Here is a 24,953-nt window from a genome sequence, read left to right on the forward strand (position 1 = left end):
AAAAAAAATCAAGTGAACTTCTCTGTAATTAGACTTTCTGAGTAGGAAATCAGCGCTACGCGCAACTCAGAAGTCACAAGTCAGAAGTTAGAAGTTAGAAGTAATATCTGACTGGGTTTGAGAATTTAGGAATGTCCTAAGCTTTGTTTGGACTGCTATAAAATTAATTTGAGCTAGAATATAAACTCATCAAATTATTAAAATAGTAAATTGTACCATGTCCGGATGATTAAGTTTAATAAAAATGTTCTATTGAAGCGATCTTGAAGGAATATCCCAAGTTTCTGCTGTGTTTTCAGTATTCAATCTTGAATTTAGACCTACCACCTACCACCTAAGAACTTTATTATCACTAATCAAACGGACACGATATTATTGCATCAATTAAGATTAGAGTTGAGGATTAACGAGGTACTTACAAATGTGTATTTGTGTTAACTGCCACTATGTAGATCGGTGTGTCACCTATCATGCTGTAGAAACTCAGCACGAACAACTTCATTTAACAGAAAATCCAGACTTTGACCCGGTTGAACCTACAATCAATGTTAACATTCGTCCTCAAAATAATGAAATTGAAATGGAGTGGGATGTTGTTGGTTGTGAAAGTTTTAAAGAAGAAATGGGCAAATGGGCAAAATTAAGACCAGGTGAACTTATCCCTACTTAAAGTAATTCTAATTCTTGATTTCCCCTTCTTTTTATAGATAGAGTGAGAGTAGGAAATAGTATAGAAAAGGAGATTTTATGTTCGCTCAAATTATTTACTATTTATGAATATAGCGAAACTCCCAGACAACAGGCAATAGGGGGAATAAAAAACTAATCATATTAGACTTTTAGCTATGGGGGAGTTCCTGCAATTTGTAAATGTACCAGCACACCCTGCTATAACTTTAATCTCCCACTTCTTTAGGAAAAATAAGAGTTATTAATTTGCTCTATTTTATAACTGAAAGAAAAATATAGCGTTTATTCCCTGTTTAACGAATTACTACTCTATACGGACGTTGCATACAACGTCCCTACCTACTCCCTAAAAATTATGAATTTTGTACCTCATGCTTGTTAGGAATTACTATATCATCAAATCAATAATAAAAATCTTTATTTATCTATTCTAATCTAATGAGTTATTGCTACTTTCCCACCTGCAAAAATCCGCAAAATCCTACCAAGGCTGAATTTTGTCAGAGTTGCAACTCACCATTGTTACTAATTCCCCCAACAACTGGTGAAGATGAAAAAATAGAAACAAAGAAAATTATTCATTCACCAGATAATAATCTCAAAATAGCTAACCAGTCTCGCTACCGTATTCTTAAATTAATTGGGCAAGGTGGTTTTGGTAGAACTTTTTTAGCAGTAGATGAAAAAGATTCTATTCGACAAGTTTGTGTAATTAAACAGTTTTTTCCTCAGAATACAAATTATTACCATCATTACCAAAATCCTATTCAATCTTCAGAAACAATTTCTGGTAATGAGTCTCTTCAAGTAAAGACAAAAACTCAAAAAGCTTCAGAATTATTCCAGCAAGAAGCACAACAGTTAAAAACTCTAGGTATTCATTCTCAAATACCCAAACTGCTAACTTATTTTCAAAAGGATGAACAACAATATCTAGTTCAAGAATATATTGAAGGCAAAAATCTCGCCCAAGAATTGGCAGAAAAAGGTGTGTTTACTGAAGCTAAAATTCGGGAATTATTAAATGATTTATTGCCAGTATTACAGTTTGTACATAAGTCTAAAGTTATTCATCGAGATATTAAGCCAGAAAATATTATTCGTCGCACTACTGGTCAACTGGTTTTGGTAGACTTTGGTGCTGCTAAGTTAGTGGAGAAAAAAGGTTTACCTCAAACTGGAACTATTATTGGTAGTGCTGCTTATACTGCTCCCGAACAACTTATGGGTAAGGCCGTTTTTGCTAGTGATCTTTATAGTTTGGGTATTACTTGTATTCATCTTTTGACTCAAGTTTCACCTTTTGATTTGTTTGATAGTAGAAACAGTAAGTGGGTATGGCGAGATTATTTAAAAATGCCTGTTAGTAAAGAATTCGGTCTAATTTTAGACAAGATGTTGGAAGGTGGAACAAATCGGCGTTATCATTCTGCCACTGCTATTATTAGACATCTTAACCCTCGGTCTAACTATATGGAAAATGTTTATTTTTCTCCTTCTTCAGCAGTGCCGAAAAAGTTGACTGAGCAAGCAGAAATTAGACGGGAGTTACAGGAAGTTTTGGCTACTGAGTCAGTGAAAGTTCAGGTGAGTCGTGTCAAAAAAACTTTAACTGTTGTGATTAGTAGAAATTCAGAAAAATCCGCTAATTATGCTCAAATTTCAAAGACCATTTCTGCGAAGTTAACTGATTTAAGATTGCAAAATATAGATAAGATTAAATTGCTAGGTAAGCTTCAGGGTAAGACTGTGCCAGAGTGGGAACAAGTATTGAGAATTGATCGTAAAGCTAGGTGGAAAAATAAAATTTTGAGATTACAAAAAAATCAGCATTTTGTTAAGATATCGCAGTTAGGAACTCAGAATTTTTGGTTGGCTAGATTTAAGGAAAAAGAATTTTGGTTAGATGCTTTGATGTTTGCTTTTGCTTGGTTTATTTTTGGTAATCGGATAATTATTTGGCATCCGATAATGGCTGTTATCATTGCATCAGTTTTTACTACGGTTAAGCATCTGGTCGGAAAACAGAATAAATTGGCAACTAATAATTTATTTACTACTGTGGCAACAGTATTTTTAATCGTGGGTTTGTTAGGGGGTAAATTATGGATTTCTGATATTTTTGGGTTGCTTTTAGGTTGCTTATTTGTGGCTTTACCAATATTTTATGCTAGAGAGGAAATATAATTTGGGTTTGCTGAAAAAGTCTTATGAGTAAAAGTAGGAGTCAGTCCTCAGGAGAAATGGAAATTATAGAGGAGGTAGTCGGATATATTTGTCCCTTGATTTTTATGCCCAACTCTTGCCCAAAATGCTAAATTTTTGAGCTTTTTTGACCAAAAAGTTGCACTTTTTTCCCTCTAAAAAAGCTAAAGCTTTTATAGATAAAGCCTTTGAGTATTAATCAGCAAACCCTAATTATTTAGTAGTTTTATTGATATATCCATATAGTTATTTATTGTAGATGCAGGGAATAGGAAACCGAGCTAATTTTACGAAGTCAAAAGTCAGAAGTTATTTTGATACGTCGCCCTACCAACGACTCTCCTACCTGACTCCTACCGACACCAGAAGTATTTGTAGAAAATATTTATCACGCCTGGTATAAAAGTTGATTTTAGCCAAAAATAAAATTAATCTTCCTTCTTGCTTCTCCCTTCTTCTTTCTTCCTTCTTACTTCAATAACAATGACAAATACAGAGAAAAAATACGGTTTAGGAATTCATACAAGTAGTCCAGAATTAGGTTTAGCTATTACTGATTTTGCTGAAGATATTCGCTGGCAAACTTGGAATTTAGGGCGAGACTTATCTACTCATTTACATCAGAAATTGCAGGAGTTTTTACCACCTCAAGATTGGCAGGATTTAAGCTTTATTGCTGTTGCTAAAGGTCCAGGAAGTTTTACTGGTACTCGTATAGGAATAGTAACTGCTAGAACTTTAGCTCAACAGTTAAATATTCCCCTATTTGCAATTTCAACTTTAGCAGCAGTAGCTTGGTCAAATAAAAATCAAAATCAGGATTTATCTCTACAAATGCCAGCTCAAAGAAATCAGTTATTCACAGCTATTTATCAACTTGAAGAAATGGGTATCAATCCTCTTTTAGAAGAAACACTAATGACTCCAGAAGCATGGGAAGAAACTTTGAAAAACTGGCAAAATTCATATCAGTTAATTAAGGTTGAAAATGGTTTAGGAGAATCTGTTTTAAGTCTATTAGAATTAGCTCATTTAGAATGGCAAAAAGGAAAGCGATCGCATTGGTCTGAAGCATTACCTTTTTATGGACAACATCCCGTTCTTGAGCGGGGGAGTAGGGGAGTGGGTAGGGACGTTGCATCCCACAATCCGTACCACAAAATGTAGCAACCGAAGAAGGAGTCAGGAGACAGCTATACTGGAGACAGGAGACAGAATTTTAGAAGAAAATTATAGCTGCCGTGATTGAGTCATCATCAGAGCAAGTATTTATGCGTAAATTATTTACTAGGAATTTGATGAACGAAAAAAGTATTGAGATGATTTGCATAGTATAAATACCTACCAAGCTACAGATTCATATACTACTTTTAATGATACGCTCTTGAAGTGCGGAATTTGGGTTGCATACAATTTCCTACAGAGAAGTAAACATAAGAATAATTAACAATAACTGGCGTACTAATTATCAAAAAACTTATTTACTTAGGGTGTTAATTACTTAATAGTTGAAGTGTCACTTAAGTTAAGCATTATTTTTTCACGCTTGGTATAAAATCAACTGTTTGAAATTTACTAATTATGCTTTTTTATTCATCAATATATCTACAAAAGTTTTCGAGTTGATTAAGTACGAAGTTTTATGCTTTTAGGGAAGAGCGGTGCGACCTCGCGTCGGTGACAGACGCATCTGGTAGCGCACCAAGAGAGGGAACACCGGAGCTGGGAACAGGGAATGAATAAAAATTATAGATTATTCTTAAAGTTTACCTTACTATCCTGAAATTTACCGAAAAATTGTGGTTTAAAGCTTCCCCTTTTAAGGGGATAATAAAGAAAAATTTTCATGAATTTGTCAATCCTCTTCAATTCATAGAGAGGTAATTATTCATTATTCATTATTCATTATTAATTGTTGAATGTAGTATTATGTCTGCTTAATTACAGCAAATTCCAAGTATATGAAGTACAGATATTAACAATTAAATGTTTGTAGTACGGGAATCTTGCCCGCTATGGGTGTACCTCACAAAGGTGGAATCTGTTGTATATTTGTATATCAAGTTGGATCGTAAACATGGGAAAATTAATGATGTTGAAGTTGAGTTAATAGGTATAGCACAAGGAAAAAAGAAGAAGGAAGAAGGAAGTTTGAAAAATCTTGCGTTGTCTGAATTTTAAGCTTTTGATATTTCCTAACCTTTGCTTCGACTTGCTATAATACTAAACCCGGTTTATAGAATATCCTTTTATGTAAATGGGGATATAGGATGTAGGAAAAATGAGGAGAGGATTTAATCTTACATCCTATAAAGTATTTTTGAGAACCGGATTTGGTATAATTAAGGAGGAGAAAAAAAGTCAAATAAGAGACAGTAGAGTTTTTTGTTAGTAATTTAAGCAGGCATAATATTAGGATAAAATTTTTCAATTAGTTTGTCACCCTAAATTATGATTAGTATCTAATATCAAATATCAAAATTTTTGCTACATCTTATTGAGAGCAGGTAGTTGGTAGCAAGGAGTAGGAAGATAAGGAAAAATATATCTTTATTTGATTGCTAAGAATTGCTAAAAACATTACTAGTCCTGCCTTATTTATGAATAACTGAAGTGTTCAAAAAATATATCATTATTTTTAGGAATTGCTCTAATACTCCTTAATCTTTTTCTTTCTGCACATCATTGATTTTTTGCTTTTTGTGATTTGCCTCATTGTTTGCCTCTATTTCTGCTTTTGCATTTTCTTTTTTTTCCATTTTTTCTTGCCAATCATTTAGTTGGTTGAAAAGTTTTTGATTAATATTAAATACTTGTTTTTCCGACATTATTTTCACCTCATATATCTATGCAAAAAATCAAATATAGATAGAGACTATGTTAACCGCTATCTACTTATTATAGCTATGAAATAGTTTTCCATAGGGGTAGTAAAATTCCTACTAAAGCACCTATCAATAAAGTTATAATAGCTAAAGAACTAATACCAAACCCTAAAGTTCGCTTCTCTGCAGCCTGATAATAACCCCAAGCAAATAAAATTCGCCCCACTACCCAAACTGTACCAATACCAGCACCCCATAGTGAGCTAATAAATATAGAAAAGAGCCACAAAGACGGTAAAAATAAAATTATTTGTTCTACAGTATTTTGTTGTACTCTCAATACCCGTTCAAAATTTGGCTCTCCAGTCATTTGAGGAGGCGTAATGTTGTATTTTGCTCTAGCTCTACCAACATTAATAGTCACAATAAAATACATTAATAAAGAGACAACTGTTATTAAACTTGGCCACAAAATTGCTTGTGTTTTTAGCATAGCGATCGCTTTTGAAAGATTATTTATTAAGGCAACTTTATTTACATAATAGTTTTGATGTTTATTTTTCACAAGTAGGCGATCGTTACCATTTTATCGAAACGTAGGGTTTTGTCCACTATAAAACCCCATCTCTTTAGAGGGAAGATAGATGGACTCCCCAAGGTAAAAATAGGTGATTTCCTAACGAATGCTGACTCTTCCAGAGGAGCTTTCTTTCGGAATGCTCCGTAAACGCAAATCGCAAACTATCTTACCTATTTTAACAATTAATTTAACTCAAAACATACACAATTAAATATTTTTATACTATACTTATAAGGTATCCACTCAATATGATGGGGAAGGCAATTATTATAATTGCCAAGACCAACCAAAGGAACTAACAGAACAGCGATACGGCTGACGCCACCCTCCGCGAACGTAAATAATAGTTGCCAGAGAGGGAATATTACCAAAAAATGAGGTCTAAAGCCTCCCCTTTTAAGGGGATGAAAAAATATTTAACTCAGTATTTCAAGCCTCCGACTTTAGTCGGAGGTTCACTGATAACTGATAACTGATAACTGATAACTGAAATGACCTATCTGGGAAATGCGATCATGTACATATTCAAAAAAACTCAATCCTAACTTACGAGTAGTAGCAACAAGGGACATAAAAGTATGCCAAGATGCAGTTCCCTCAGCCGTCTGAGTGCCATAACTTATATTGCGTCTCCTCACCATCGTTCTAGCAGCTAACTCCGCTGGGTTATTTATTATGCAATGGCAATTCCGGATGCTCTAACACCAACAGCAACTCCGAGATTTTAGTCGCAGTTAATCGTTTTCGTTCATCCAATTGCTGATCACCACTCTGAGTAGTGAAAAGTCTTCAACAATGAATAATGAATAATGAATAATGAATAATTACCTCTCTATGAATTGAAGAGGATTGACAAATTCATGAAAATTTTTTTTTATTATCCCCTTAAAAGGGGAGGCTTTAAACCACAATTTTTCGGTAAAAATTCAGAGCGTAGTCTTTGTGCAGTTGAAAGTGTGGGAGCATCTCTATAGAACCCCCGATCGTATCTTTTGGGAAAAAAGTATATACTTTACGCATCAAGTAGCGTACACCAATTATCATAACCAAGACCAGGTTCAACAATTAATAATGAATAATGAATAATGAATAATGAATAATTACCTCTCCATGAATTGAAGAGGATTGACAAATTCATGAAAATTTTTCTTTATTATCCCCTTAAAAGGGGAGGCTTTAAACCACAATTTTTCGGTAAGGGCGAATGGCCATTCGCCCCTACAGTATAGACTCTTATCTTTAAAGACTGAATAACACCGATGCTACCGGATTTGATATAACCCTTGAATATTAGAGATGTATTGCACTCTCAAGTACGCTGCTCAGTTCAATAATGGATAATTGGTAATGGATAATTGATAATTACCTCTCCCTAAAAGGAAGAGGATTGACCAATAAGGAAAAAATTGATTTTTTTCCCCTTGAAAGGGGAGGCTTTAAACCTGAATTATTGAATTATTGAATTATTAATTTTTCGGTAAAAAAAAGCGATCGGGGACAACTCTAATAATTATTGATTCACTTATCTGTAAAAAATACTTGCAATGCTGGTATCAAGTCAATCATGATTTTGTTTTGACAAAGCTACCAACGGCATTAAAAGACCGGAGTGCAGTTTTATTGTCTCGGTTTTCCTTCTTGCTCCGTCCTTACTCTGAGGAAACCGAGAGAGCGGGGGGTGCGCTTTTTTTACCCATTGTCAAATGGCATCAGTATGGGATGATGTCGGAAGTATAGAAATGTGATCAGACAATATTGACTACTTTAAATCAATTCCAGTAAACATTCCTAAAGTTAATATTTTACTTGATCATGGATACCAAGAGCGAAAAAATCATACAGGAGTTAAAAAAAATCTATCCTGGGATTATGACCAAAATTCAGATTGTATCTATCACCAAAACAATCATTGGCACAGAAAAAACAGGAAGGAAAAACAGGGTAAGTTCGGGTCAAAGCAAGGTTGGTCATTGAAAGAACCAATTCCTGGATTAGCAGATGTAAAGCTTGATCAAAAACTTTGTTTACGTTTGCTTGGTGCATCCCGTAGAGAAGCATTCGGCAGGAAAAGAACTCTGGAAAATGCTACTGCCAAGATTAATATGCTGTTTGATTCGACTAATGCTCCAGAGATTAGCGATCGCCTAAGTTTTAAAAGATATGATCAGGGGTTCCATATAACCCATTTGATAGCTATATAATTATGGTAGTCAAGTCTTTTCGCGCAGCGTTGCGTCAGGGAACCAAGAATCCCCGCATCTTTAGACCGGGGAGTGTCAATCTGAATACTATATAGCAATTTCCATAAACAGTTAGATACAAAATTCGTTTGTTTGAGGCAGTAGGGAGCACTAGATAACTATAGTTTACTTCCTGACAATGAAAATTGTGTACCGACCAATATGACTACTTTTGCCAGACTACTATTTCTCAAAAATGGTGTTAGTTGTAATTATTTGATTACGAACTATCCGTATTCACACTTAACTAAAAGCTTCTGCTTTTACAGGGTTTCAGTAAACTTATCATCAAAAAATCTACTGAACTCTTAGATTCTTCATCAAATCTTTACATAAAGTCAAGTAATTCCAGAGTAAAATTAATAGTTAGAGTATAATCTAATTTTTATACTTAATTTAGCTTATAAAGAAGGACTAAGATTGTAATAAGCAAAAGTTATAAACTAGAGTGAGTATTACAAACTTTAATCTGTATTTCACATTTAACCTAATTCATAACGCATATTTTTAGGTAAATACGGACATTGAGCATATTTTTATATGAGTTAAATTTACTATCATAATATCAAAAATATTGGTCTAACAAATCTGTTCAAAACTGCAATTTAATTATTATTGAAATATCTATTCTACTAAGCCAGATATAATCATCAATTATTACAAAAATATACTTGATTGAAGAGCAAGTTAAATTAGCTTATAATTAATTTCAGAGGGAATTTTCAAGAATGTCAAATTATAATTTAAACTCTTTATCAACTAATAATAATCGTAAATCTGCCAAACAAGAACAGCGACTTTATCAGCATTTACAAGATTTAGCTCGTCAACAAAACCCCGAAGAGTCAATTGGTAATTTTAGGACTCTATTTATTGATGCTTCTGGATACTTTATCCCTGAAATATGGGAGGCAATGGAAACAATTATTGATGCCGATCCTGATGAAGAAGAATTTCATAATATTCTCAATAGAAGTTGCTATATATTAATTAACCGTTGGTTACAAAACCCACAACTGCAAAAATCAATTCCAGAATTAGTAAGTATATTCCAGGTAAAACCAAATAAACTGCCCTCTTGTTGGACTTCTAAACGTGTACGCACTTTAATTCGCAGTTTTACTGAAACTGAAAAATATGTAGCCTTACAACGTTTGGCTAAGATGTTTATCAGGGAAACTCAAGAAAATACAAAAATTGTAGACCGGAAGTTAGAAAAATTAATTGATCGATATCCATATCTATATGAACATTGTTTTCTAAATGATGAGAGTACTGATGAAGAGCAACAAAAAATTAAAATGATTAGAAGAAAACAACAGCAAAAATATGAAATAGATTTGTCTAAATATATCACTTATCAAAGGTTGCCCAGAAAAAGCAATTCTGTTGAAAATCCTACTTTAATGAAAAACGAAGAATTAAATGAAGCAGTTAAGTATTTTACCAAAAAAGTTCATGGTAGCCAAACACTACGAGACCAAGCTCAACAATTTAAAACTTATTGTGATTTTACTGGTTCTTATGGTACTTTTAAAGATGGGCTATATGAATACTTAACTGATACAATTGACCATGGTTATAGTAAACGTCAATTTAATCACAAATTATATAATAAATTACAAAATACTTGGTCTGATAATAATACTCAAAAACCCAATGATTCTCTAATTTTAGGTACTTGCAAAAAAATGTTAGATTTTCTAGTTGTTGAGAGTATTGAGCAACCAAAACATTTTGTTTTTTATGACCTGATTAATAATCTTGGGGAAACAATGGCGATCGGTATGTTGTTGAAGATTGTATTATTTTGTCACCAAGCTAAACCTTATTTAGAACAAAAATTTTCTATTCTTTTTAATCATTATCAAGGAGCTACCACTGGTAAAGTTTGGTGGTTAGTTAAGTCAATGGAAACTCTTAATGTTGCTTTTAGCACGAACTTAGGAGGGATAAACCGATGTTGTTTTTAATGATTTATTCCGCCTCCTGCTAATATTAAAATTATAGTGGTTCATTTTATTAATTCTAAATATATTATATAATTAAAAGGTTGTAAGTTATTAAAATGACTTGTTTTTCATAATTAAATTGAGAATTTACTTACCCAGGAAAAATTTTGAGGCGTGAAGTTTTTGCAAGATTTAAGTTAAATTATTTTAATAAATTTTTTCATCTTAATTTGATAAATCCCCAGTATTTTTAACACTTGCTTGACAAGTTGTTATTACTCTACCTCATCAACCTGAAATACGCTGTATGTATAATCGCATTTTAGACCTAGATTGTCCATTTTCTTTTGAGCGCTTGTATAGTCATCCTGGCCCTCTTATTCCCTACGACCAGGGCGGTACTCGCAAACAAGTTGCAATTATTGGGGGAGGAATTGCTGGACTTGTTAGTGCTTACGAACTAAGTCAACTCAACCATAAAGTTACTTTATTAGAATCTGACTCTCGTTTAGGAGGAAGGATTAAAACTCATTATTTTAGTGATGGAACTTATGGAGAATTAGGTGCAATGCGGATTCCTACAAGTCATGGTTGCACTTTACACTATATAGATCAGTTTAAGCTACCAAAAAGACCTTTTATTAATTACAATCCCGCAGCTTTTTATTATCTTAGGGGAAAGAAAACTCGTTTAGATAGTTACCAAGAACTTTTTTCTATTTACAATTTAACCCCTGATGAAAAAAAAGACCCTGGGGTAATTTACGATCGCTTATTGTCAGAGTTAATTAATTCTTTCTCCGAACAGGAGAAATGGGAATTATTTGCGCCTACTTTCACCAGCGATCAAGTTAGAAAATGGGATAATTTAACAGTCACCGACTTTTTTCAAAACCATCTTTCTCCCGATGCTTTTGAATTACTAGGTCATGCTACCGGAGCAATTCATTATAATAAAGTTTCTCTACTAAATGGTTTAATTGATTTCTTTGCTTGGCATCAAGTTGAACAATATCAGTTAATTGGAGGAATGGAAACTTTAGTTAACGCTTTGGTTAAAAGAATATCAGCAACAATCCAGACTGAAGCCAAAGTAACAAATATAGCAATAACAGATCAAGGTGTTCGAGTTTTCTGGAATAAGTTAGATAAGCAAGAAACCGCAGAATTTGACTATATTATTTGTACTATTCCAACTACTGCTTTAGCTCGGATTAATTTTGACCCTATTTTGCCTAAAAAACAACAGGAAGCTATTAATAACTTAGGTTATTGTAGTGCTAGTAAAACTATATTACACTGTACCGCCCGTCCTTGGGAATTTGCAGAAAATATTTATGGTGGGGGAAGTTTTACCGACTTAAATATTGAAAAGTGTCGGTATCCTTGCGATAATGCTCAATTAGATACAAATAACTTTTCTCAACCTCATTTTGTGGCTAAAAATAAAGATATTTCTTATCAGCCATCTGTATTAACTGCTGCTTATCGTTGGGAAGATAATTCTAGAAAGTTTGTTACTTTAGATGAGTCAAATAAAACAGATTTAACCTTAGAAGAAATTTCCCAAATACATCCTAATATTAAACAATATACTGATGATGTTGTTCATAGTATTTGGGATGAAGATAATAATCCGGGTTCAGGTTCTTATGCCTATTTTGCCCCTGGCGATCGGGAAAAATATCAACCTTTTCTTGGTCAACCTTATCCTATAAATAATCCCCGTGTATTCTTTGCCGGGGAACATTTAGGTATTAATCATGCTTCAATTCAAGGGGCAATTCAAACGGCCCTTGCTGCAACTATTGATGTTCTCGAAACTAGCTTATATAGCAGTCCTAAATAGGTTGTGGCAGATTAAAAAGTAAATAAAAAAGTTGAAACTCTTACCTGTTGCCTGTTGCCTAAAAAGCAGTAAGATTTTTGCCACAAATAAAATAGGATTGCTATAGTGCTTTTCATTATGGATATGATGATTCTGAAAACCATAATTATATCATGTTCCCCCTCCGGGGGAGCTACGCTAACGGTAGAAAAGTTATAATTAGGCTCGTAGTTGGACTTTAGTCCTAATACTAAGCATTGTAAGGGCTAAAGCCCTACTACAAACAAAAACTTTATTATAAGTAATTATCCGAACATCATATTAGCCTATATTTGAGTACCGCTAACATTATCTTTCCATTGGTAAGCATAAAGCCAAATCAAGTGATTAGCTGTTTTTCCAGGATTTTTAAACGTATGAGGAACATTTGCAGGAACTCGAAATTCTTGACCAACAGTAGGGTAGTAAGTTTTTCCTTCAAACGATACTTCTAATTCTCCTTCTAAAAGGATAAATATTTCATCACTCTCATGACCGTCACTGGACCAATCGTCTCCAGGAGGTGTTTCATAGGTTTCACACTTAAAACCTTTATTTTCCCACTCATTTTTTAGTTTTTCAAAATCAATATTGAGGTGTTTCATAATTTTTAATTCTTTTCTTCCTTTAGTGCTAAGTTGGTTTCAAACTTGTTGGTTATATTCAATTGTTATGGCTGAATTTTTGATTAAACTCACGTTGATAAAAGTACCGCCCGAGAACATAATCCCATTCAATATATCCAACCCTAAACTCTCGACTTCCTGAATTTGATTCAAAAGCAGTCCTTCCGTGCAGAATTCTAAAGTTTTGCATGAGCAAACAATCTCCTGGTTCAAGTCGAAAACGGTATTGGTAATCCTGATTTTTCAGGTAGTGAGAAAAGGTGATGTAGGCTTGATAAAACGCCTCTATTTGCTCGGCAGGAAGAATGGGAGTACAGTTCTTGTGACTAAAACGCACGGCAACAATTTCGTCTTCGCGATCCAGTTCAATAATAGAATGTTTGGGACGGAAAGAATATTGATATTCAGGTTCTACTCGGCAAAAAGGAATTAGAGTTTCTGCCAAAATCCGAAAGTCGTTAGGATGATCTTCGCGAAAGTCCCTCGCAACAGAAAAACCATCAACCACTAAAGATTCCCCACCAATAGTATCATTAGTAACGGAATACAAAAACTCTGTTACTTTGTGATTACACCAGAAACTTAAATCGGTGTGAGGTGTTAAAGTATTACTTGTCGCCGCAATATCTCTCTCTGCTAAACTGGTATTTTGAGTAATAATCGTTCCATACTCTGTGTTGCGAATTGGTCCCAAGGATACCAAAAAACTTTCTAACTCTTCCAAGGGTATGTTACGAATAACAACAAATCCTAATTGCAACAACTGATTCATCCAAGATTCCCGACTACAGGATTGGAGATCGTACTTCTGTATCGAGTTGGTTTCCAGCCATGCTTTATTCCAAAGAATAACCTGTTTTTCAATCTCTTCTGTATTGTGAACATCATAGGTATTATTGAGCAACCAAGAAATTGGAAAAATACTGCGATGCGGAGGATTTTCATCCCAGTCAATAATTAGATTATTATCTTGTATTTGAATCGATAAAGGTTGAGGCGGTGTCTTGTGCTTGCTAATGTCATTCAGTTTTTCCCAAGAACCGCCATGGCGAGATTGAGAATCTAAGCAATTATCACGCAACCAAATGTAGTAGAACCGTTTACCCGCAACAGTAACAAATGATTGGTTTGCACTCAATTCAATATCTCGATCTGGTTTGAGATGGCTGTGATTGATGGTCATTGACTTTTTCGTTTTTAGATTTTTTTTAAAAAAGAATTCCAATTTTTAGAGGCGTTGTATCCATACATATCTTGATAAAAGGTATCGATATCATAATCTTCTTCATGTTTCATTAACCAATTTCTAAAGTCATCCAGTTTCCGCACTCCTCCTTCAATATATTCTTTGTCACCCCAATCCCACCAAACCTCCCACATAAATTTGTTAGTATCTTCGACAATCAAGTAGTCTCCACTTTGCAAACCGTGACAATGGAAATATTCAACAACTCCAACCATATTTACATGAGCATCCTCTATTACCAGCCAAGGATGCTCTAGAGTTGAAAGCATCTCAGGAGGTAAAGCAGTACTGATGTTGTTACAATCGCCTTCTAAAAAATGAATTCTAGAGTCTGCTTTTGCTTTGTCATCAAGCTGAGAAAGATCGATATCTACAGAATGAACCTGACCTTCTATGCCAAATAATTCTAAATTATCTGCCAACCAAATTGCACTGCCACCCTTGAGAGTGCCTAGTTCAATAATTGTTTTCGGGCGAAGTTCATAGATGAGCATTGGATAAATTGCAATTTGGGTGGGGTCTTTATCGATCATGATCCCTTTCCATGTTTGCAAGTAGGCGTTTTCTGTCAAAGGTCTCCAAATAGACTTGGGAATATCGCAGCGATCTTCTCGGTCAGAGATTTTGACAAATCTTTTATTCTTGGAAGTTTCTTGTTCGGACATAGATAATTTATCAATACTTTGACTATTCATTAAAATCGCTCCTTTTTAAAAGCCAAAAGATACATCAATTTGACTTCATCATAGATCGGAAAATCATCTTCACTGACTAATCTCCAGGGTAATTGAGCTAATGCCATCTGCATTTCACTGCGATAGTCTTCCCGTATAGTCAACAAGAAAATTCCTTCTTCTTTTAAAAGACCGAATAGATTGTTTAGTACCTCAAGTCCAGCATGGGCATAAGCAAAAACTCCTGCTGCAATAATAGCATCAAAAGTTACTGAATTGCTAAAAATTTGGGAATCTTCTAAATTACTGTGATGGAGAGCTTTGTAAACTTCTCTCTCTTTAGCGATCGCCAGCATTTTTTCTGACAAATCCACAGCAGTCAGATTAGTATATCCTTGTTGGGCTAAGGCTTGGCCTACTAACCCTGTCCCAGCACCAGCATCTAAGATTGTGGCATCTTTCTGAGGAAGCAGTTTGCTTAATGTCCGTGCTATGTTGGCAGGCATAAAAGACCAATCATCTTTCACATCTGCATCGTAAGTCTTAGCCCAACTATCGTACTTGTTTTTTAATTCTTCGGTACTTTGGGTATCACAAATACCAGATAACCAAGGTCTTGTTTCTAAAAAATTTTTGGCTTGTTCTTCGACCATTCTTAATCACTCCCTCACTACTTCAACAACAGTATCAGAAGATAAACGTTGTAAATGCCAATTAGTAATTTCTTCTCCTGATATCAAAATTGGACTTCCTGGGGGAACTTTTTTAATCCAACAACTACTGATTTTACCCAATGCTTTCTCAATTGGTAACTTTTGTTTCCTGCAAAAGAAAGCATCCTTGGGTAACATTTTCATCACCGGATTGCGACAATAATAACTATCAGGTAAAACCTGTTTTATTGGTTTTTCTCTCAGAATAGGTACAACTTTAGCCAAAGTTTCCCGCATAAATTGGAAATCCTGTGGATTGTGATGAAAAGAGAAAATTAATAATAATCCCTCCTCTCCTGCAAATTCCCCATCTATGCCATATTCGTACAAAAATTCGGCTAACTCTTCCCCTGTAATGCGATCGCTCTTTAAATAAATTTTTAGAGGATCGCTAACTTGGGAATCGTAAGTTAACACCTTCCCGTAATCATCCAATTGACTGCGGAGGCGATCGCATTCCTGAATAGCTTGATCAAATAAAGCTTTACCTTCTTCAGAATACCCCTTCTTAATAGCATCTTCAAGACTCAGTATCAACAAATTACTACGGGTAGTGGTTTCAAATAAAGGCAAAACACCCATCACTTGTTCGGTACTAAACTGCGAAGATTCAGGTAAATGTAACAAAGCAGTTTGTACTAAACTTCCCGTATATTTGTGCATACTATGGGAAACTATATCTGCACCAACACTAATTGCCGATTGCCATTGTTCGTCGAGGAAGGGAAAATGACTACCATGAGCTTCATCCACTGCTAAAGCTATCCCATGCTTCTGACAATAATGAGCGATGGTTGCAAGATCGATAGTTACCCCTTCATAACTCGGATGAGTTAGTAACAGTGCTGATACGCCACTCGTTTCTAAAGCAGTAATTACCTCATCAGTAGTAGGCATTAGCGACTCAGAAGAAATAAAATAAGGCTCTAATCCAGATAAAATGATGCCGTTTATGGTGGCAATATGACTATTAAGAGCAATAGCAACTCGTTGATACTGAGTACCTAATAAAGCACAAGCGGTTAAAACCCCTTGAGTTCCGCCTCCAGTCATCCAAAAGGTATGTTTAGTGCCATACATTTCAGAAAAATGTTTTTCTATGCTCTCAGTGCGAGGGCGAGTCAGAAACGGCACATCATATTGATAGATTTCTTGAGAGAGGCGATCGCTATTTTGAGAAATTCCTTGGTGGGCAGGAGTATAAAGACCCACCTGCACATCCTGATTATGAGATGCGATGAGTTTATAAGCAGAAGAATGTTGAGTCATGGTTAATTTATGCCCAGATTTGGAAATGCTGATTGTTCAGATCTCAAATAAAATTCCCATATCAGATATGGAGTACTAATATCAACAGGAACCTACGCTAACGTTACTTGTTCATTACTTGTTTCTTGTAGAACCCTGTTGTAGCCAAAACGATCTTCACCCCTCAGTAGCACAGCTTTCCACTTGTCCAACTTAATTTTTTTTCCACCCAAAATTTCTACATCATAGCCCTCCTCAAGCATCTTCTTAGTGTAAACGTGCGTGTCTGGTCTGACTATACGACCAACGACAGCCCATCGATCTTTGTTTGTTATATTATCCGTTGAGGCGTGAACTGTTCGCTCGCAAAAGATTATGGCCTCTCCAGCTTTTGCTTCTAGGAAATTGACATTTTGCTGATCAATTTGATAATCAAGTTCTACTCCGTATTTACCGAATACTCTGTCTCCTTGACCAACGTCGCTTGCGTGTTTAACTGGATAAATTTCCCGTCGAGAACCAGAAACCATTTTCAGGCAAGACCTTTCTTTTGGTGCATCAGTAAGCGCGATCCAACAAGTGACCTGAAAAAGATCTTCCACGTCTGGCGGTTGTAGCAATGACTCTTTCATATCAGTGCTTAACCAAGTACTGGTTTGATGCCAAGGTGTGCCGCTGCTAAAAGAAGGTGTGTGGAAAAAATAAGAGCGCCACAAAAGCAGATCTTGTCCCAGTATTTGAGCGCAACGTTCGGTAATCGCTCGATTTTTAAATAAATTCATTAAGGTAGGACTTTCTAGATGACGGTTTACCGTATTCAATTTACTGAACACTGATTTTTCAGCTTCACTCAACGAGTTAATATCGCCGCCTTTTCCATTGCCTTTCTGTTGAGTTTCAATTTCGTAATCGCCTCTGGTATAGGAAAATATATTTGATTCCTTCTTGGTAGCTAAGTCTACTAAATCTTCTTTCAGTCGTTTCATCTCTTCTTCTGAATAGCCCAGATCGAAAGGACCTATATAACCTTTTTCATGGAAAGCATGAAGATCTTCTTCTGTCAATTTATACTCGGCATCAACGATCGCTTTTGGCTCATAAGACGCTGGTTCTCGCATCTTGCAGTAATAATCGAAAAATAACGTTTTTCCTCCTGACTTAAATGCCACCCAAAACATATAATTATTCCACCCTGTAGGCAATTTATCCATCAAAATTTTAGGTAACAAGGGATGAATAAATTTCAGTTTGACCAGCATAAAAACAAGTATCAGCTTGAGACGATACAAAAAGTGCGGTTGGTAAATCATGTTTTTGAAACTTTTGATTTGACTAATGGACTAAGTTTTATATTTAGTTACAGAAAAATCGGTTTAAGTTGTGGCATTGGACGAATTGTACTTTCAACTGCAATACCATTGCGTAATGCTAATAGCAATCCCGCCGCCTCCATGTAGCTATTGACACGATAGATCGGGTTGCCCTGAGTTTCAATTTGCAATCTTTCGGGAGTAATATCGTACTTAGTGGTATTATCTTTGACTAATATTACTGGCACACCTTGGTCTAAAGACGCTAAGAAAGGTATATTTCCCACGGTTGTTTCTGGCATTACCACCGCCGAAACATTCTCTACGGATATCCTAGTTTCCCCTGCTGCTACGGGAGTATCAAACTTTACCGGGCGAGGAGAATTGATTAAACCATTGAGAGGAGAACAAAGATAGGCACTAGAAATTAGTTCTGCTCCATCTCTCGGATCTACCAGCTTACCAAATCCTGTATGTTCCCACTCCAATAATAGAGGCGCATGAGCAGCAGTAAAGGGATAAAAATTAGTGGTCATGTGGGTCAAAATTGCTTCCGCACCGCCCCAGGGATTGGCAATAGATTCTCCTCGATAATAGGCTTGACGTACTTTATCATCTACTTGCAAAGTGGTCATTAAAGCCACTGCCCCAGCAGAAGAACTTTCCACCACATCTAGAGCTTTCATCAACTCGTCCATCCCTTTAAATTCCCCAGAAGCATTACCATACTGAGAATAGGTACAGGTGGTTTCCACAGGGCCACCCGTTACAACTACAGGGTCAATATTAATCCCGCCTACAGCACGCAAACCATTGAGAGCATTAATAACATTATTTAAAAATCGTTCATCTTTGGGTTTTTCTATAATTGCAGCTATGTTTTTCCGCTTCTCTGGAATAACTCCAATATTACCCAGAAGTAATTGACAGATTAAATTACCTTCCAGATAAAGAACATTATCCTGACCGAAATAGATATCCGACGCTGTAACTGCATTAGGATTTGTTACCAGATAGTCACAAGCGGAGGCTAACAAATTGGTACTCGGAGTAGCATCTCCGGCAAAACCACCAATTTCTGCTCTGACTCCTGTAGGAATAATACTCACTACTACAAATGGCTGATTAGAAACCCGTTGACGAATATTAATGTCTAGTAACGATGACCAAACAGGATTTCTTTCAGTATCTATGAAACTCGATTCAAAAGTTAGAGTATCACCTTCAACTTTCGTTAAAATCAAGCGAATGGGAACCCCTGGTAAGGGAAGATTCCCTATTTCTTGGGCAATTTTTCTCCAAGTCCGTTGTTGTGGAGGACATTGAATTTCAAAATCTTTAGTATAGACTTGGGACATTAGGCAAGTACATATAATTATTTTCAGCTTTAAAATATCATTCTAATAGTCAACTAAATTATGACAAAATGTAAAGGCTCCTTATCAGTATTCTATGCATAAGGCTTTTCTAGGTCATGCTGCGCAAACAGCCAAAGGTACTGATAATTGATAACTGATAACTGATAACTGAAATGACCATTACTTATACATTTTTGGGTAAAGGTGGCACGGGTCGAACTACTATAGCATTTGCCACTGCAAAAAAATACGCCAGCCTTGGTAAACGAGTCTTATTTGTCGGACAAGAACCTGCTTCAACATTATCCTTGTTATTAGGTGCTAATATTGGCCCAGAACCTACAGAAATAGACTCCAATCTCAAAGCAGTTAATATTCAGGCAGCAAGTTTACTAGAAAGCGGTTGGGAAGAACTGAAAAAACTAGAAGCTGAATATATCCGTACACCCTTCTTTAAAAAGGTATATGGTCAAGAACTAGGAGTATTACCAGGAGTAGAAGGAATTCTGACTATTAATGTTATGCGGGGATATAGTGCTAGTGGGGAATATGATGTAATTATTTACGATGGCACCGGAGATAAAGAGACCCTCAGACTTTTGGGTTCGGCGGAAATTATGAGTTGGTATATTCGTCGCTTCCGTCAAGTTATTCTCGACTCAGACCTCTACAAAGCTATTTCTCCATTTGTTCAACCTGTTAGTAGTGCTATTCTGAATGTTGATTGGACTGGGGATAATTTTTCTCAACCAACAGCAAAAATGAATGAATTGTTGGATAATGCCAAAGCTACTATAGCTGACCCAAATAGGGTAGCAGCATATTTGGTTACTACAGATGATAAGGCAGCGATCGCCACAGCAAAATATTTATGGGGAAGTGCTCAACAAGTTAATCTGACTGTAGGGGGAGTAATTCTGAATCAAGCAGATTTCGCAGATAATGTTGCTGATGAATTTGCACCACTATCTGTAACTCCTATTCCCCGTCGTTCTACTGAAGATTGGCAACCTCTAATGGATGCTCTGCCAGATTTTAGCCAAGCAGTTAAGGCACCTAAGCCTATTATCATAGATATTCAAAAAAGTCAAGTAAGTTTATTTTTGCCTGGTTTTGATAAAAAACAAATTGGACTTACTCAATATGGACCAGAAGTAACAATTGAAGCTGGAGACCAGAGAAGAAATATTTTCCTTCCACCTCCTCTGAGCGGAAAACCTGTGACTGGTGCAAAATTCCAAGATGGTTATTTGATTATTTCTTTTTAGAGGGAGTAGGGATTCAACAATTAATAATTAATAATTAATAATTAATAATTAATTATTACCTCTCCTAGAAAACGGAATGGATTGACTCAATGGAAGTCTCTACAATGGTCTACTAAAAGAAAAACTGTTGTAATTTTAAAAAAAGTAGGCTGAAAAACTGCTCACAAAACTTTTTGAAATTTAGTAGATAGATAACTTTTACTCATCACAATAATCTAACTAAAAATGACTAATCAAGAAACAAAAACAGAAGAAAATAGTACTGCTAAAACCAGACAATTATTAGGAATGAAAGGTGCAGCAAGTGGAGAAACTAATATTTGGAAAATCCGCTTGCAATTAATGAAACCGATAACTTGGATTCCTTTAATCTGGGGAGTAGTTTGTGGAGCTGCATCTTCAGGAAACTACGGTTGGAATCTAGAAAGTGTATTACAATCTGCTACTTGTATGTTAATAGCAGGACCTTTGATGGCGGGTTATACACAAACTTTAAATGATTTTTATGACAAAGAAATAGACGCTATTAATGAACCTTATCGACCGATTCCTTCAGGTGCAATTTCTATTCCTCAAGTTGTGACTCAAATTCTAGTTTTGTTACTATCAGGGGTTGGCATATCATATCTTCTCGATTTGTGGGCAGGTCACGAATTTCCAATGATTACTATATTGTGTTTGTTCGGAGCATTTTTAGCTTATATTTATTCAGCACCTCCACTAAAGTTAAAACAAAATGGTTGGTTAGGAAATTATGCTTTAGGTTCTAGTTATATTGCTTTGCCTTGGTGGACTGGTCATGCTTTATTTGGAGAGTTAAATTTAACAATTGTAATTCTGACTTTGTTTTATAGTTTTGCTGGATTAGGAATTGCTGTAGTTAATGATTTTAAGAGTGTGGAAGGAGATGAAGAGTTGGGTTTAAAATCATTACCAGTTATGTTTGGCATTGGTACGGCGGCTTGGATTTGTGTATTAATGATTGATATTTTTCAAGCTGGAGTGGCAGCTTATTTAATTAGTATTCAAGAAAATTTGTATGCTGTAATTTTGCTATTGATGGTAATTCCTCAGATTACTTTTCAGGATATGTATTTTCTCAGAAATCCTCTGGAAAATGATGTGAAATATCAAGCAAGTGCCCAACCTTTTTTAGTATTAGGAATGTTAATTACTGGTTTAGCTCTGGGTCATGCAGGAGTTTAATTCAGTAAGAAGGAAGAAGGAAGAAGGAAGAAGGAAGAAGGTATTCATTTGAAAGGGGGGGAGGAAGAAGGAAGAAGGTTAAAAATTTTCTAATAGACATCTCCAAAAATTCAAAATCAAATCAATTATTTTTTCCTACTCCCTACTGTAAGGACGTTGCATGCAACGTCCCTACTTTTCTTAACTTTCAAAAGACAGAATAAACTCAATTTCATCGAATGACAAAAAAAACCAAAAAAGTCGATATTAGTAGTAAACGTCTCATTGGAATTGCCCCGAATCGTTGGGTAGAATGGGTGACAGAAATTACCAATATTACTATCGAAGAAATTATTTCTTCAGACTTTCAATGGGTAAGTCGAGAAGGGGATGTTTTGCTCAGTGTTTCTAGTCAAGAACATGGATAATTTCTGGTTCTGAATGAAATGCAATTAAGGTACAACACAGAAATGCCACGTCGGATGCGTGCTTATGCCGCATTAGCAGAAGAAAAGTACAAAAAACTTGTTTATCCGGTATTAATAAATATTCTCCAACCAAGAACAACCACAGAAATAGTAAATTGTTATGAATCAGAATTTTTGAATCTCAGAGCGTATCAAGACTATCGAGTTATTAACCTGTGGGAAATAGAAGCACAAACAGTTTTTCAACAACCTCTTCCTTCTTTACTTCCTTTTGTTCCTATTCTTAAAGGTGGAGGAGAAGAAGCAACTGTCAGACAAGCATTGCAACTTTTGCGGGAGGATGAACAACTTTTAGAATTAGAAAATTTACTAGCATTTTTTGCTACCTTTGTATTGACATACTCCCGACGTTGCCCTTACGGGACAACGCGGGATTCTTCAGTCTGGGAAACCCTGACCGCTGTTTAGACAGAGGTGATGTCCTCCCCCTGTGTTGGACCTTACAATAACAAAATGTACCTAGCTTGTCAAGGGCATATGAACGTTTAGCTTATGAAGGTATCCGAATCTTGGCCCTGGCTTGACCATACGACGCTAAAGGTGCGGGAGAGCGCGGGACTTCCCGCCAGGGAAGTTAAAGACCGAAATAGTACAACAAATAATGAGGTGGGATATGGCAGTTTTACAAGAATCTCCCTGGTATCAACAAATCTTACAAGAGGGAGTAGTAATTGGCGAACAAAGGGGTGAACAAAGAGGAATACTTTCTGGAATAGAACTAGGATTAGAATTGAAATTTGGGGAATTAGGAAAAGAGATATTTTCAGAGATTAATGCTATTGAAAATATTCAGGTTTTAGAAACAATTCTCGCCTCTCTCAAAACTGTGGAAACTATCGAACAATTAAGGCAAATTTATCAAAATAGGGAGTAGTTAGAATAATTACACAGGTTATCAGGAGTCAGAAGTTCCGTAAGTGTTCCTTAAATCTTGATATATGACATTGATTTGTCTAAACTCGCCCCCCACGCGGAAGCAGTCAAAAAATTGTAGGGGCGGGTTTTTTCCGTTATCAGTTATCAGTAGCTATGATTCGTCCGGTTTTTGAGGGTATCAGATGCAACTCTTTCTATGGCGATCGCGAACGCTGAATAGATAGACTATTCCTTCTGTTTTGTTATTCTCTTTGGGATTTTTCTGTACCAAGCAGGTGTTTATCAATCACGCTGTAGTAGTTTCCAGATTGAGTTCGCGATCGATACCGCTCATATTCTTGCGCGTGAATTTCGGATAATCTAAGTGTATCAAAAAGCGATCGCTCCCAATACCTTTATAAATGAACAATTAATGTTCTAGAAATTGTAATTGACAAAAATTTACCCCAATCAAACTTAGGCTAGGTACGATGAAAATTAAAGGCTGACAAAATTACTCAAAGCACTGATAGATAAACGGTTGAGCATTTTCAACCAGAGACTTACGGAAAGAGGAATGTTCGCGGGTGTTGAAAATAGTAAGGAAGATTTACTTAAAGGAAATATTCTTTGTATTACAGACTCAGAAGACTTACGGAAACGATGTTACCGATCGATGAAGATTTGATGAAATTGGCAAAATGCTGTTGACAGTAGGGGGGGGTGGGAGAGAATAGAATGAATGAGAGAACAAGAAATACAACACACAAGAGATAAAAATAATGATGAATTTGAAGAAAACTATTTTTTTGTCAATTGCTACTGGCGCTGGCGCTGCTCTTTCCTTTTCCTTTGCCAGTCTGTTTGCCAGCTCTGAAGCCCATGCATTTAGTATAATTCGTGAAAATGGAGATACGGGTGCAGTAACCAGAATAGAGGGGTTAAGTGTTGAGGTTGAGGGGGTAGCGACTTTATATGATGTATCTTTGCTTGGAGGATCTGCTGTGGATGTGTACGGAGATACTTTCGACTTTATGACGTCGGACTTCGCTGAAGCTGCGGCTGCAGCGGTGATAGAGGCTCTAGGAGAAGACGAATGGACCGGGATAAGGAGTGGACTCAAACGTGATGGGGTGCATGTGGGATACGGAGATATCGGAGTTGATATGAACGTAATAGTAGATAAAGATTCCGCTGTGCGCAGCGACTCTTTATTTTCTCTAGAGCTATTTACACTCCAACGGTTAAATGGTGTAGTATCAGAAGGTAGTGCAAAGTGGGCGAAGTTCGAGGAGGCGCAAAGAGGAGGGACAGCATCAACTCCTGAACCCAACCTAATTTTTGGTTTTATCACACTAAGCGGTTTAATGCTAGGTAACAATGCTAGGAAGAATAAAAGCTAGAAAGAAGAAGAGAGGGGAGTTTTCTTCAGTTATCAGTTATCAGGAGTCAGGAGACAGGAGTTAACCCACCCCTCGCCCCTCCCCCTCCCAGGAGGCAGGGCTGTTTCATTCTCACTAAGCGTGTAGAATTATAGAGTAAAGAGCAGATTTATTGATGTAAATTGGCCAATATGCCAGTATATGAAAATATATGGAAAAAAGCCTCATTGATTACCTCAAA

At 35.9% G+C, this 24,953-nt stretch carries 24 protein-coding genes; 13 read left to right on the forward strand and 11 right to left on the reverse strand.

Going from position 1 to position 24,953, the window contains the following annotated elements; genetic code table 11:
• Positions 1-421: 421 nt before the first annotated feature.
• The 4 genes from F6K23_RS21415 (at position 422) to F6K23_RS21430 (ending at position 5,076) form a co-directional block, all read left to right on the forward strand.
• Positions 422-670, forward strand: a complete 249-nt coding sequence (locus F6K23_RS21415) for a Ycf34 family protein (RefSeq protein WP_124144887.1) — start codon at positions 422-424, stop codon at positions 668-670.
• Between the two features lie 458 nt (positions 671-1,128).
• Positions 1,129-2,877, forward strand: a complete 1,749-nt coding sequence (locus tag F6K23_RS21420) for a serine/threonine-protein kinase (protein ID WP_293159564.1) — start codon at positions 1,129-1,131, stop codon at positions 2,875-2,877.
• 501 nt (positions 2,878-3,378) lie between these two features.
• A complete protein-coding gene (tsaB, locus tag F6K23_RS21425) occupies positions 3,379-4,062 on the forward strand; it encodes a tRNA (adenosine(37)-N6)-threonylcarbamoyltransferase complex dimerization subunit type 1 TsaB (RefSeq protein ID WP_293159586.1) in 684 nt (227 codons plus the stop codon).
• An 819-nt stretch (positions 4,063-4,881) separates the two neighbouring features.
• A complete protein-coding gene (locus F6K23_RS21430) occupies positions 4,882-5,076 on the forward strand; it encodes a hypothetical protein (RefSeq protein ID WP_293159588.1) in 195 nt (64 codons plus the stop codon).
• Positions 5,077-5,555: 479 nt separating this feature from the next.
• Here F6K23_RS21430 and F6K23_RS21435 read toward each other — a convergent pair whose 3' ends face one another.
• From F6K23_RS21435 to F6K23_RS21445, 3 genes are all read right to left on the reverse strand, one after another.
• The gene (locus tag F6K23_RS21435) at positions 5,556-5,723 is read right to left on the reverse strand and encodes a hypothetical protein (protein WP_293159590.1); all 168 of its coding nucleotides are present in this window, start codon (positions 5,721-5,723) and stop codon (positions 5,556-5,558) included.
• Between the two features lie 76 nt (positions 5,724-5,799).
• The gene (locus tag F6K23_RS21440) at positions 5,800-6,213 is read right to left on the reverse strand and encodes an MAPEG family protein (RefSeq protein ID WP_293159630.1); all 414 of its coding nucleotides are present in this window, start codon (positions 6,211-6,213) and stop codon (positions 5,800-5,802) included.
• A 542-nt stretch (positions 6,214-6,755) separates the two neighbouring features.
• Positions 6,756-6,941: a hypothetical protein gene (locus F6K23_RS21445; protein WP_293159592.1), complete on the reverse strand. Its 186-nt coding sequence runs from the start codon at positions 6,939-6,941 to the stop codon at positions 6,756-6,758.
• Between the two features lie 1,329 nt (positions 6,942-8,270).
• Between F6K23_RS21445 and F6K23_RS21450 the strand changes: the two genes are divergently transcribed.
• From F6K23_RS21450 to F6K23_RS21460, 3 genes are all read left to right on the forward strand, one after another.
• Complete coding sequence (locus tag F6K23_RS21450) at positions 8,271-8,501, forward strand: hypothetical protein (protein WP_293159594.1); 231 nt, start codon at positions 8,271-8,273, stop codon at positions 8,499-8,501.
• Positions 8,502-9,268: 767 nt separating this feature from the next.
• Entirely contained in the window at positions 9,269-10,513 is a 1,245-nt protein-coding gene (locus F6K23_RS21455; protein WP_293159596.1) for a hypothetical protein, read from the forward strand.
• 286 nt (positions 10,514-10,799) lie between these two features.
• The gene (locus tag F6K23_RS21460) at positions 10,800-12,341 is read left to right on the forward strand and encodes an NAD(P)/FAD-dependent oxidoreductase (RefSeq protein ID WP_293159598.1); all 1,542 of its coding nucleotides are present in this window, start codon (positions 10,800-10,802) and stop codon (positions 12,339-12,341) included.
• A gap of 305 nt (positions 12,342-12,646) precedes the next feature.
• Here F6K23_RS21460 and F6K23_RS21465 read toward each other — a convergent pair whose 3' ends face one another.
• The 7 genes from F6K23_RS21465 to F6K23_RS21495 all read right to left on the reverse strand — a co-directional run bounded on the left by F6K23_RS21465 (position 12,647) and on the right by F6K23_RS21495 (position 19,534).
• Positions 12,647-12,964, reverse strand: a complete 318-nt coding sequence (locus tag F6K23_RS21465; RefSeq protein ID WP_293159600.1) for a cupin domain-containing protein — start codon at positions 12,962-12,964, stop codon at positions 12,647-12,649.
• 58 nt (positions 12,965-13,022) lie between these two features.
• Positions 13,023-14,168, reverse strand: a complete 1,146-nt coding sequence (locus tag F6K23_RS21470) for a TauD/TfdA family dioxygenase (protein WP_293159602.1) — start codon at positions 14,166-14,168, stop codon at positions 13,023-13,025.
• Positions 14,169-14,182: 14 nt separating this feature from the next.
• Positions 14,183-14,926: a CmcI family methyltransferase gene (locus F6K23_RS21475; RefSeq protein WP_293159604.1), complete on the reverse strand. Its 744-nt coding sequence runs from the start codon at positions 14,924-14,926 to the stop codon at positions 14,183-14,185.
• Positions 14,926-15,558 carry a class I SAM-dependent methyltransferase gene (locus F6K23_RS21480; RefSeq protein ID WP_293159606.1) on the reverse strand — a complete coding sequence of 211 codons (633 nt, stop codon included), beginning with the start codon at positions 15,556-15,558 and terminating at the stop codon, positions 14,926-14,928. The genes F6K23_RS21475 and F6K23_RS21480 overlap by 1 nt, the downstream gene beginning before the upstream one ends.
• A gap of 6 nt (positions 15,559-15,564) precedes the next feature.
• Positions 15,565-16,887, reverse strand: a complete 1,323-nt coding sequence (locus F6K23_RS21485) for an aminotransferase class I/II-fold pyridoxal phosphate-dependent enzyme (protein ID WP_293159608.1) — start codon at positions 16,885-16,887, stop codon at positions 15,565-15,567.
• Between the two features lie 92 nt (positions 16,888-16,979).
• The gene (locus F6K23_RS21490; RefSeq protein WP_293159610.1) at positions 16,980-18,176 is read right to left on the reverse strand and encodes a phytanoyl-CoA dioxygenase family protein; all 1,197 of its coding nucleotides are present in this window, start codon (positions 18,174-18,176) and stop codon (positions 16,980-16,982) included.
• A gap of 47 nt (positions 18,177-18,223) precedes the next feature.
• Positions 18,224-19,534 (reverse strand): DUF3326 domain-containing protein, encoded by a 1,311-nt coding sequence (locus F6K23_RS21495; RefSeq protein WP_293159612.1) that lies wholly within the window; start codon positions 19,532-19,534, stop codon positions 18,224-18,226.
• Positions 19,535-19,707: 173 nt separating this feature from the next.
• On the opposite strand from F6K23_RS21495, the gene F6K23_RS21500 reads away from it, so the two are divergent.
• The 5 genes from F6K23_RS21500 to F6K23_RS21520 all read left to right on the forward strand — a co-directional run bounded on the left by F6K23_RS21500 (position 19,708) and on the right by F6K23_RS21520 (position 23,349).
• Positions 19,708-20,802 carry an ArsA family ATPase gene (locus F6K23_RS21500; protein ID WP_293159614.1) on the forward strand — a complete coding sequence of 365 codons (1,095 nt, stop codon included), beginning with the start codon at positions 19,708-19,710 and terminating at the stop codon, positions 20,800-20,802.
• 225 nt (positions 20,803-21,027) lie between these two features.
• Positions 21,028-22,008: a chlorophyll synthase ChlG gene (gene chlG / locus F6K23_RS21505; RefSeq protein WP_293159616.1), complete on the forward strand. Its 981-nt coding sequence runs from the start codon at positions 21,028-21,030 to the stop codon at positions 22,006-22,008.
• 218 nt (positions 22,009-22,226) lie between these two features.
• A complete protein-coding gene (locus F6K23_RS21510) occupies positions 22,227-22,415 on the forward strand; it encodes a hypothetical protein (RefSeq protein WP_293159618.1) in 189 nt (62 codons plus the stop codon).
• A gap of 18 nt (positions 22,416-22,433) precedes the next feature.
• Positions 22,434-22,883 (forward strand): hypothetical protein, encoded by a 450-nt coding sequence (locus F6K23_RS21515; protein WP_293159620.1) that lies wholly within the window; start codon positions 22,434-22,436, stop codon positions 22,881-22,883.
• A 205-nt stretch (positions 22,884-23,088) separates the two neighbouring features.
• Positions 23,089-23,349: a hypothetical protein gene (locus F6K23_RS21520; protein ID WP_293159622.1), complete on the forward strand. Its 261-nt coding sequence runs from the start codon at positions 23,089-23,091 to the stop codon at positions 23,347-23,349.
• A 288-nt stretch (positions 23,350-23,637) separates the two neighbouring features.
• Here the strand turns inward: F6K23_RS21520 and F6K23_RS21525 are convergent, their stop codons facing one another.
• On the reverse strand, positions 23,638-23,760 hold the full coding sequence (locus F6K23_RS21525) for a hypothetical protein (RefSeq protein WP_293159624.1): 123 nt from the start codon (positions 23,758-23,760) through the stop codon (positions 23,638-23,640).
• Between the two features lie 352 nt (positions 23,761-24,112).
• Between F6K23_RS21525 and F6K23_RS21530 the strand changes: the two genes are divergently transcribed.
• Positions 24,113-24,733 carry a hypothetical protein gene (locus F6K23_RS21530; protein WP_293159626.1) on the forward strand — a complete coding sequence of 207 codons (621 nt, stop codon included), beginning with the start codon at positions 24,113-24,115 and terminating at the stop codon, positions 24,731-24,733.
• The last annotated feature ends 220 nt before the right edge of the window (positions 24,734-24,953 follow it).

The organism is Okeania sp. SIO2C9, assembly GCF_010672455.1.
GTDB lineage: Bacteria > Cyanobacteriota > Cyanobacteriia > Cyanobacteriales > Microcoleaceae > Okeania.

What these genes read in the sequence shown, in the direction of transcription:
- F6K23_RS21460 (WP_293159598.1), top strand. Translation starts at nt 10,800, where the DNA reads ATGTATAATCGCATTTTAGACCTAGATTGTCCATTTTCTTTTGAGCGC.
- F6K23_RS21440 (WP_293159630.1), bottom strand. Translation starts at nt 6,213, where the DNA reads ATGCTAAAAACACAAGCAATTTTGTGGCCAAGTTTAATAACAGTTGTC.
- F6K23_RS21465 (WP_293159600.1), bottom strand. Translation starts at nt 12,964, where the DNA reads ATGAAACACCTCAATATTGATTTTGAAAAACTAAAAAATGAGTGGGAA.
- F6K23_RS21510 (WP_293159618.1), top strand. Translation starts at nt 22,227, where the DNA reads ATGACAAAAAAAACCAAAAAAGTCGATATTAGTAGTAAACGTCTCATT.
- F6K23_RS21530 (WP_293159626.1), top strand. Translation starts at nt 24,113, where the DNA reads ATGATGAATTTGAAGAAAACTATTTTTTTGTCAATTGCTACTGGCGCT.
- F6K23_RS21495 (WP_293159612.1), bottom strand. Translation starts at nt 19,534, where the DNA reads ATGTCCCAAGTCTATACTAAAGATTTTGAAATTCAATGTCCTCCACAA.
- F6K23_RS21515 (WP_293159620.1), top strand. Translation starts at nt 22,434, where the DNA reads ATGCAATTAAGGTACAACACAGAAATGCCACGTCGGATGCGTGCTTAT.
- F6K23_RS21480 (WP_293159606.1), bottom strand. Translation starts at nt 15,558, where the DNA reads ATGGTCGAAGAACAAGCCAAAAATTTTTTAGAAACAAGACCTTGGTTA.
- chlG (WP_293159616.1), top strand. Translation starts at nt 21,028, where the DNA reads ATGACTAATCAAGAAACAAAAACAGAAGAAAATAGTACTGCTAAAACC.
- F6K23_RS21490 (WP_293159610.1), bottom strand. Translation starts at nt 18,176, where the DNA reads ATGATTTACCAACCGCACTTTTTGTATCGTCTCAAGCTGATACTTGTT.
- F6K23_RS21445 (WP_293159592.1), bottom strand. Translation starts at nt 6,941, where the DNA reads ATGGTGAGGAGACGCAATATAAGTTATGGCACTCAGACGGCTGAGGGA.
- F6K23_RS21430 (WP_293159588.1), top strand. Translation starts at nt 4,882, where the DNA reads ATGTTTGTAGTACGGGAATCTTGCCCGCTATGGGTGTACCTCACAAAG.
- F6K23_RS21475 (WP_293159604.1), bottom strand. Translation starts at nt 14,926, where the DNA reads ATGAATAGTCAAAGTATTGATAAATTATCTATGTCCGAACAAGAAACT.
- tsaB (WP_293159586.1), top strand. Translation starts at nt 3,379, where the DNA reads ATGACAAATACAGAGAAAAAATACGGTTTAGGAATTCATACAAGTAGT.
- F6K23_RS21470 (WP_293159602.1), bottom strand. Translation starts at nt 14,168, where the DNA reads ATGACCATCAATCACAGCCATCTCAAACCAGATCGAGATATTGAATTG.
- F6K23_RS21415 (WP_124144887.1), top strand. Translation starts at nt 422, where the DNA reads ATGTGTATTTGTGTTAACTGCCACTATGTAGATCGGTGTGTCACCTAT.
- F6K23_RS21420 (WP_293159564.1), top strand. Translation starts at nt 1,129, where the DNA reads ATGAGTTATTGCTACTTTCCCACCTGCAAAAATCCGCAAAATCCTACC.
- F6K23_RS21455 (WP_293159596.1), top strand. Translation starts at nt 9,269, where the DNA reads ATGTCAAATTATAATTTAAACTCTTTATCAACTAATAATAATCGTAAA.
- F6K23_RS21500 (WP_293159614.1), top strand. Translation starts at nt 19,708, where the DNA reads ATGACCATTACTTATACATTTTTGGGTAAAGGTGGCACGGGTCGAACT.
- F6K23_RS21485 (WP_293159608.1), bottom strand. Translation starts at nt 16,887, where the DNA reads ATGACTCAACATTCTTCTGCTTATAAACTCATCGCATCTCATAATCAG.
- F6K23_RS21520 (WP_293159622.1), top strand. Translation starts at nt 23,089, where the DNA reads ATGGCAGTTTTACAAGAATCTCCCTGGTATCAACAAATCTTACAAGAG.
- F6K23_RS21435 (WP_293159590.1), bottom strand. Translation starts at nt 5,723, where the DNA reads ATGTCGGAAAAACAAGTATTTAATATTAATCAAAAACTTTTCAACCAA.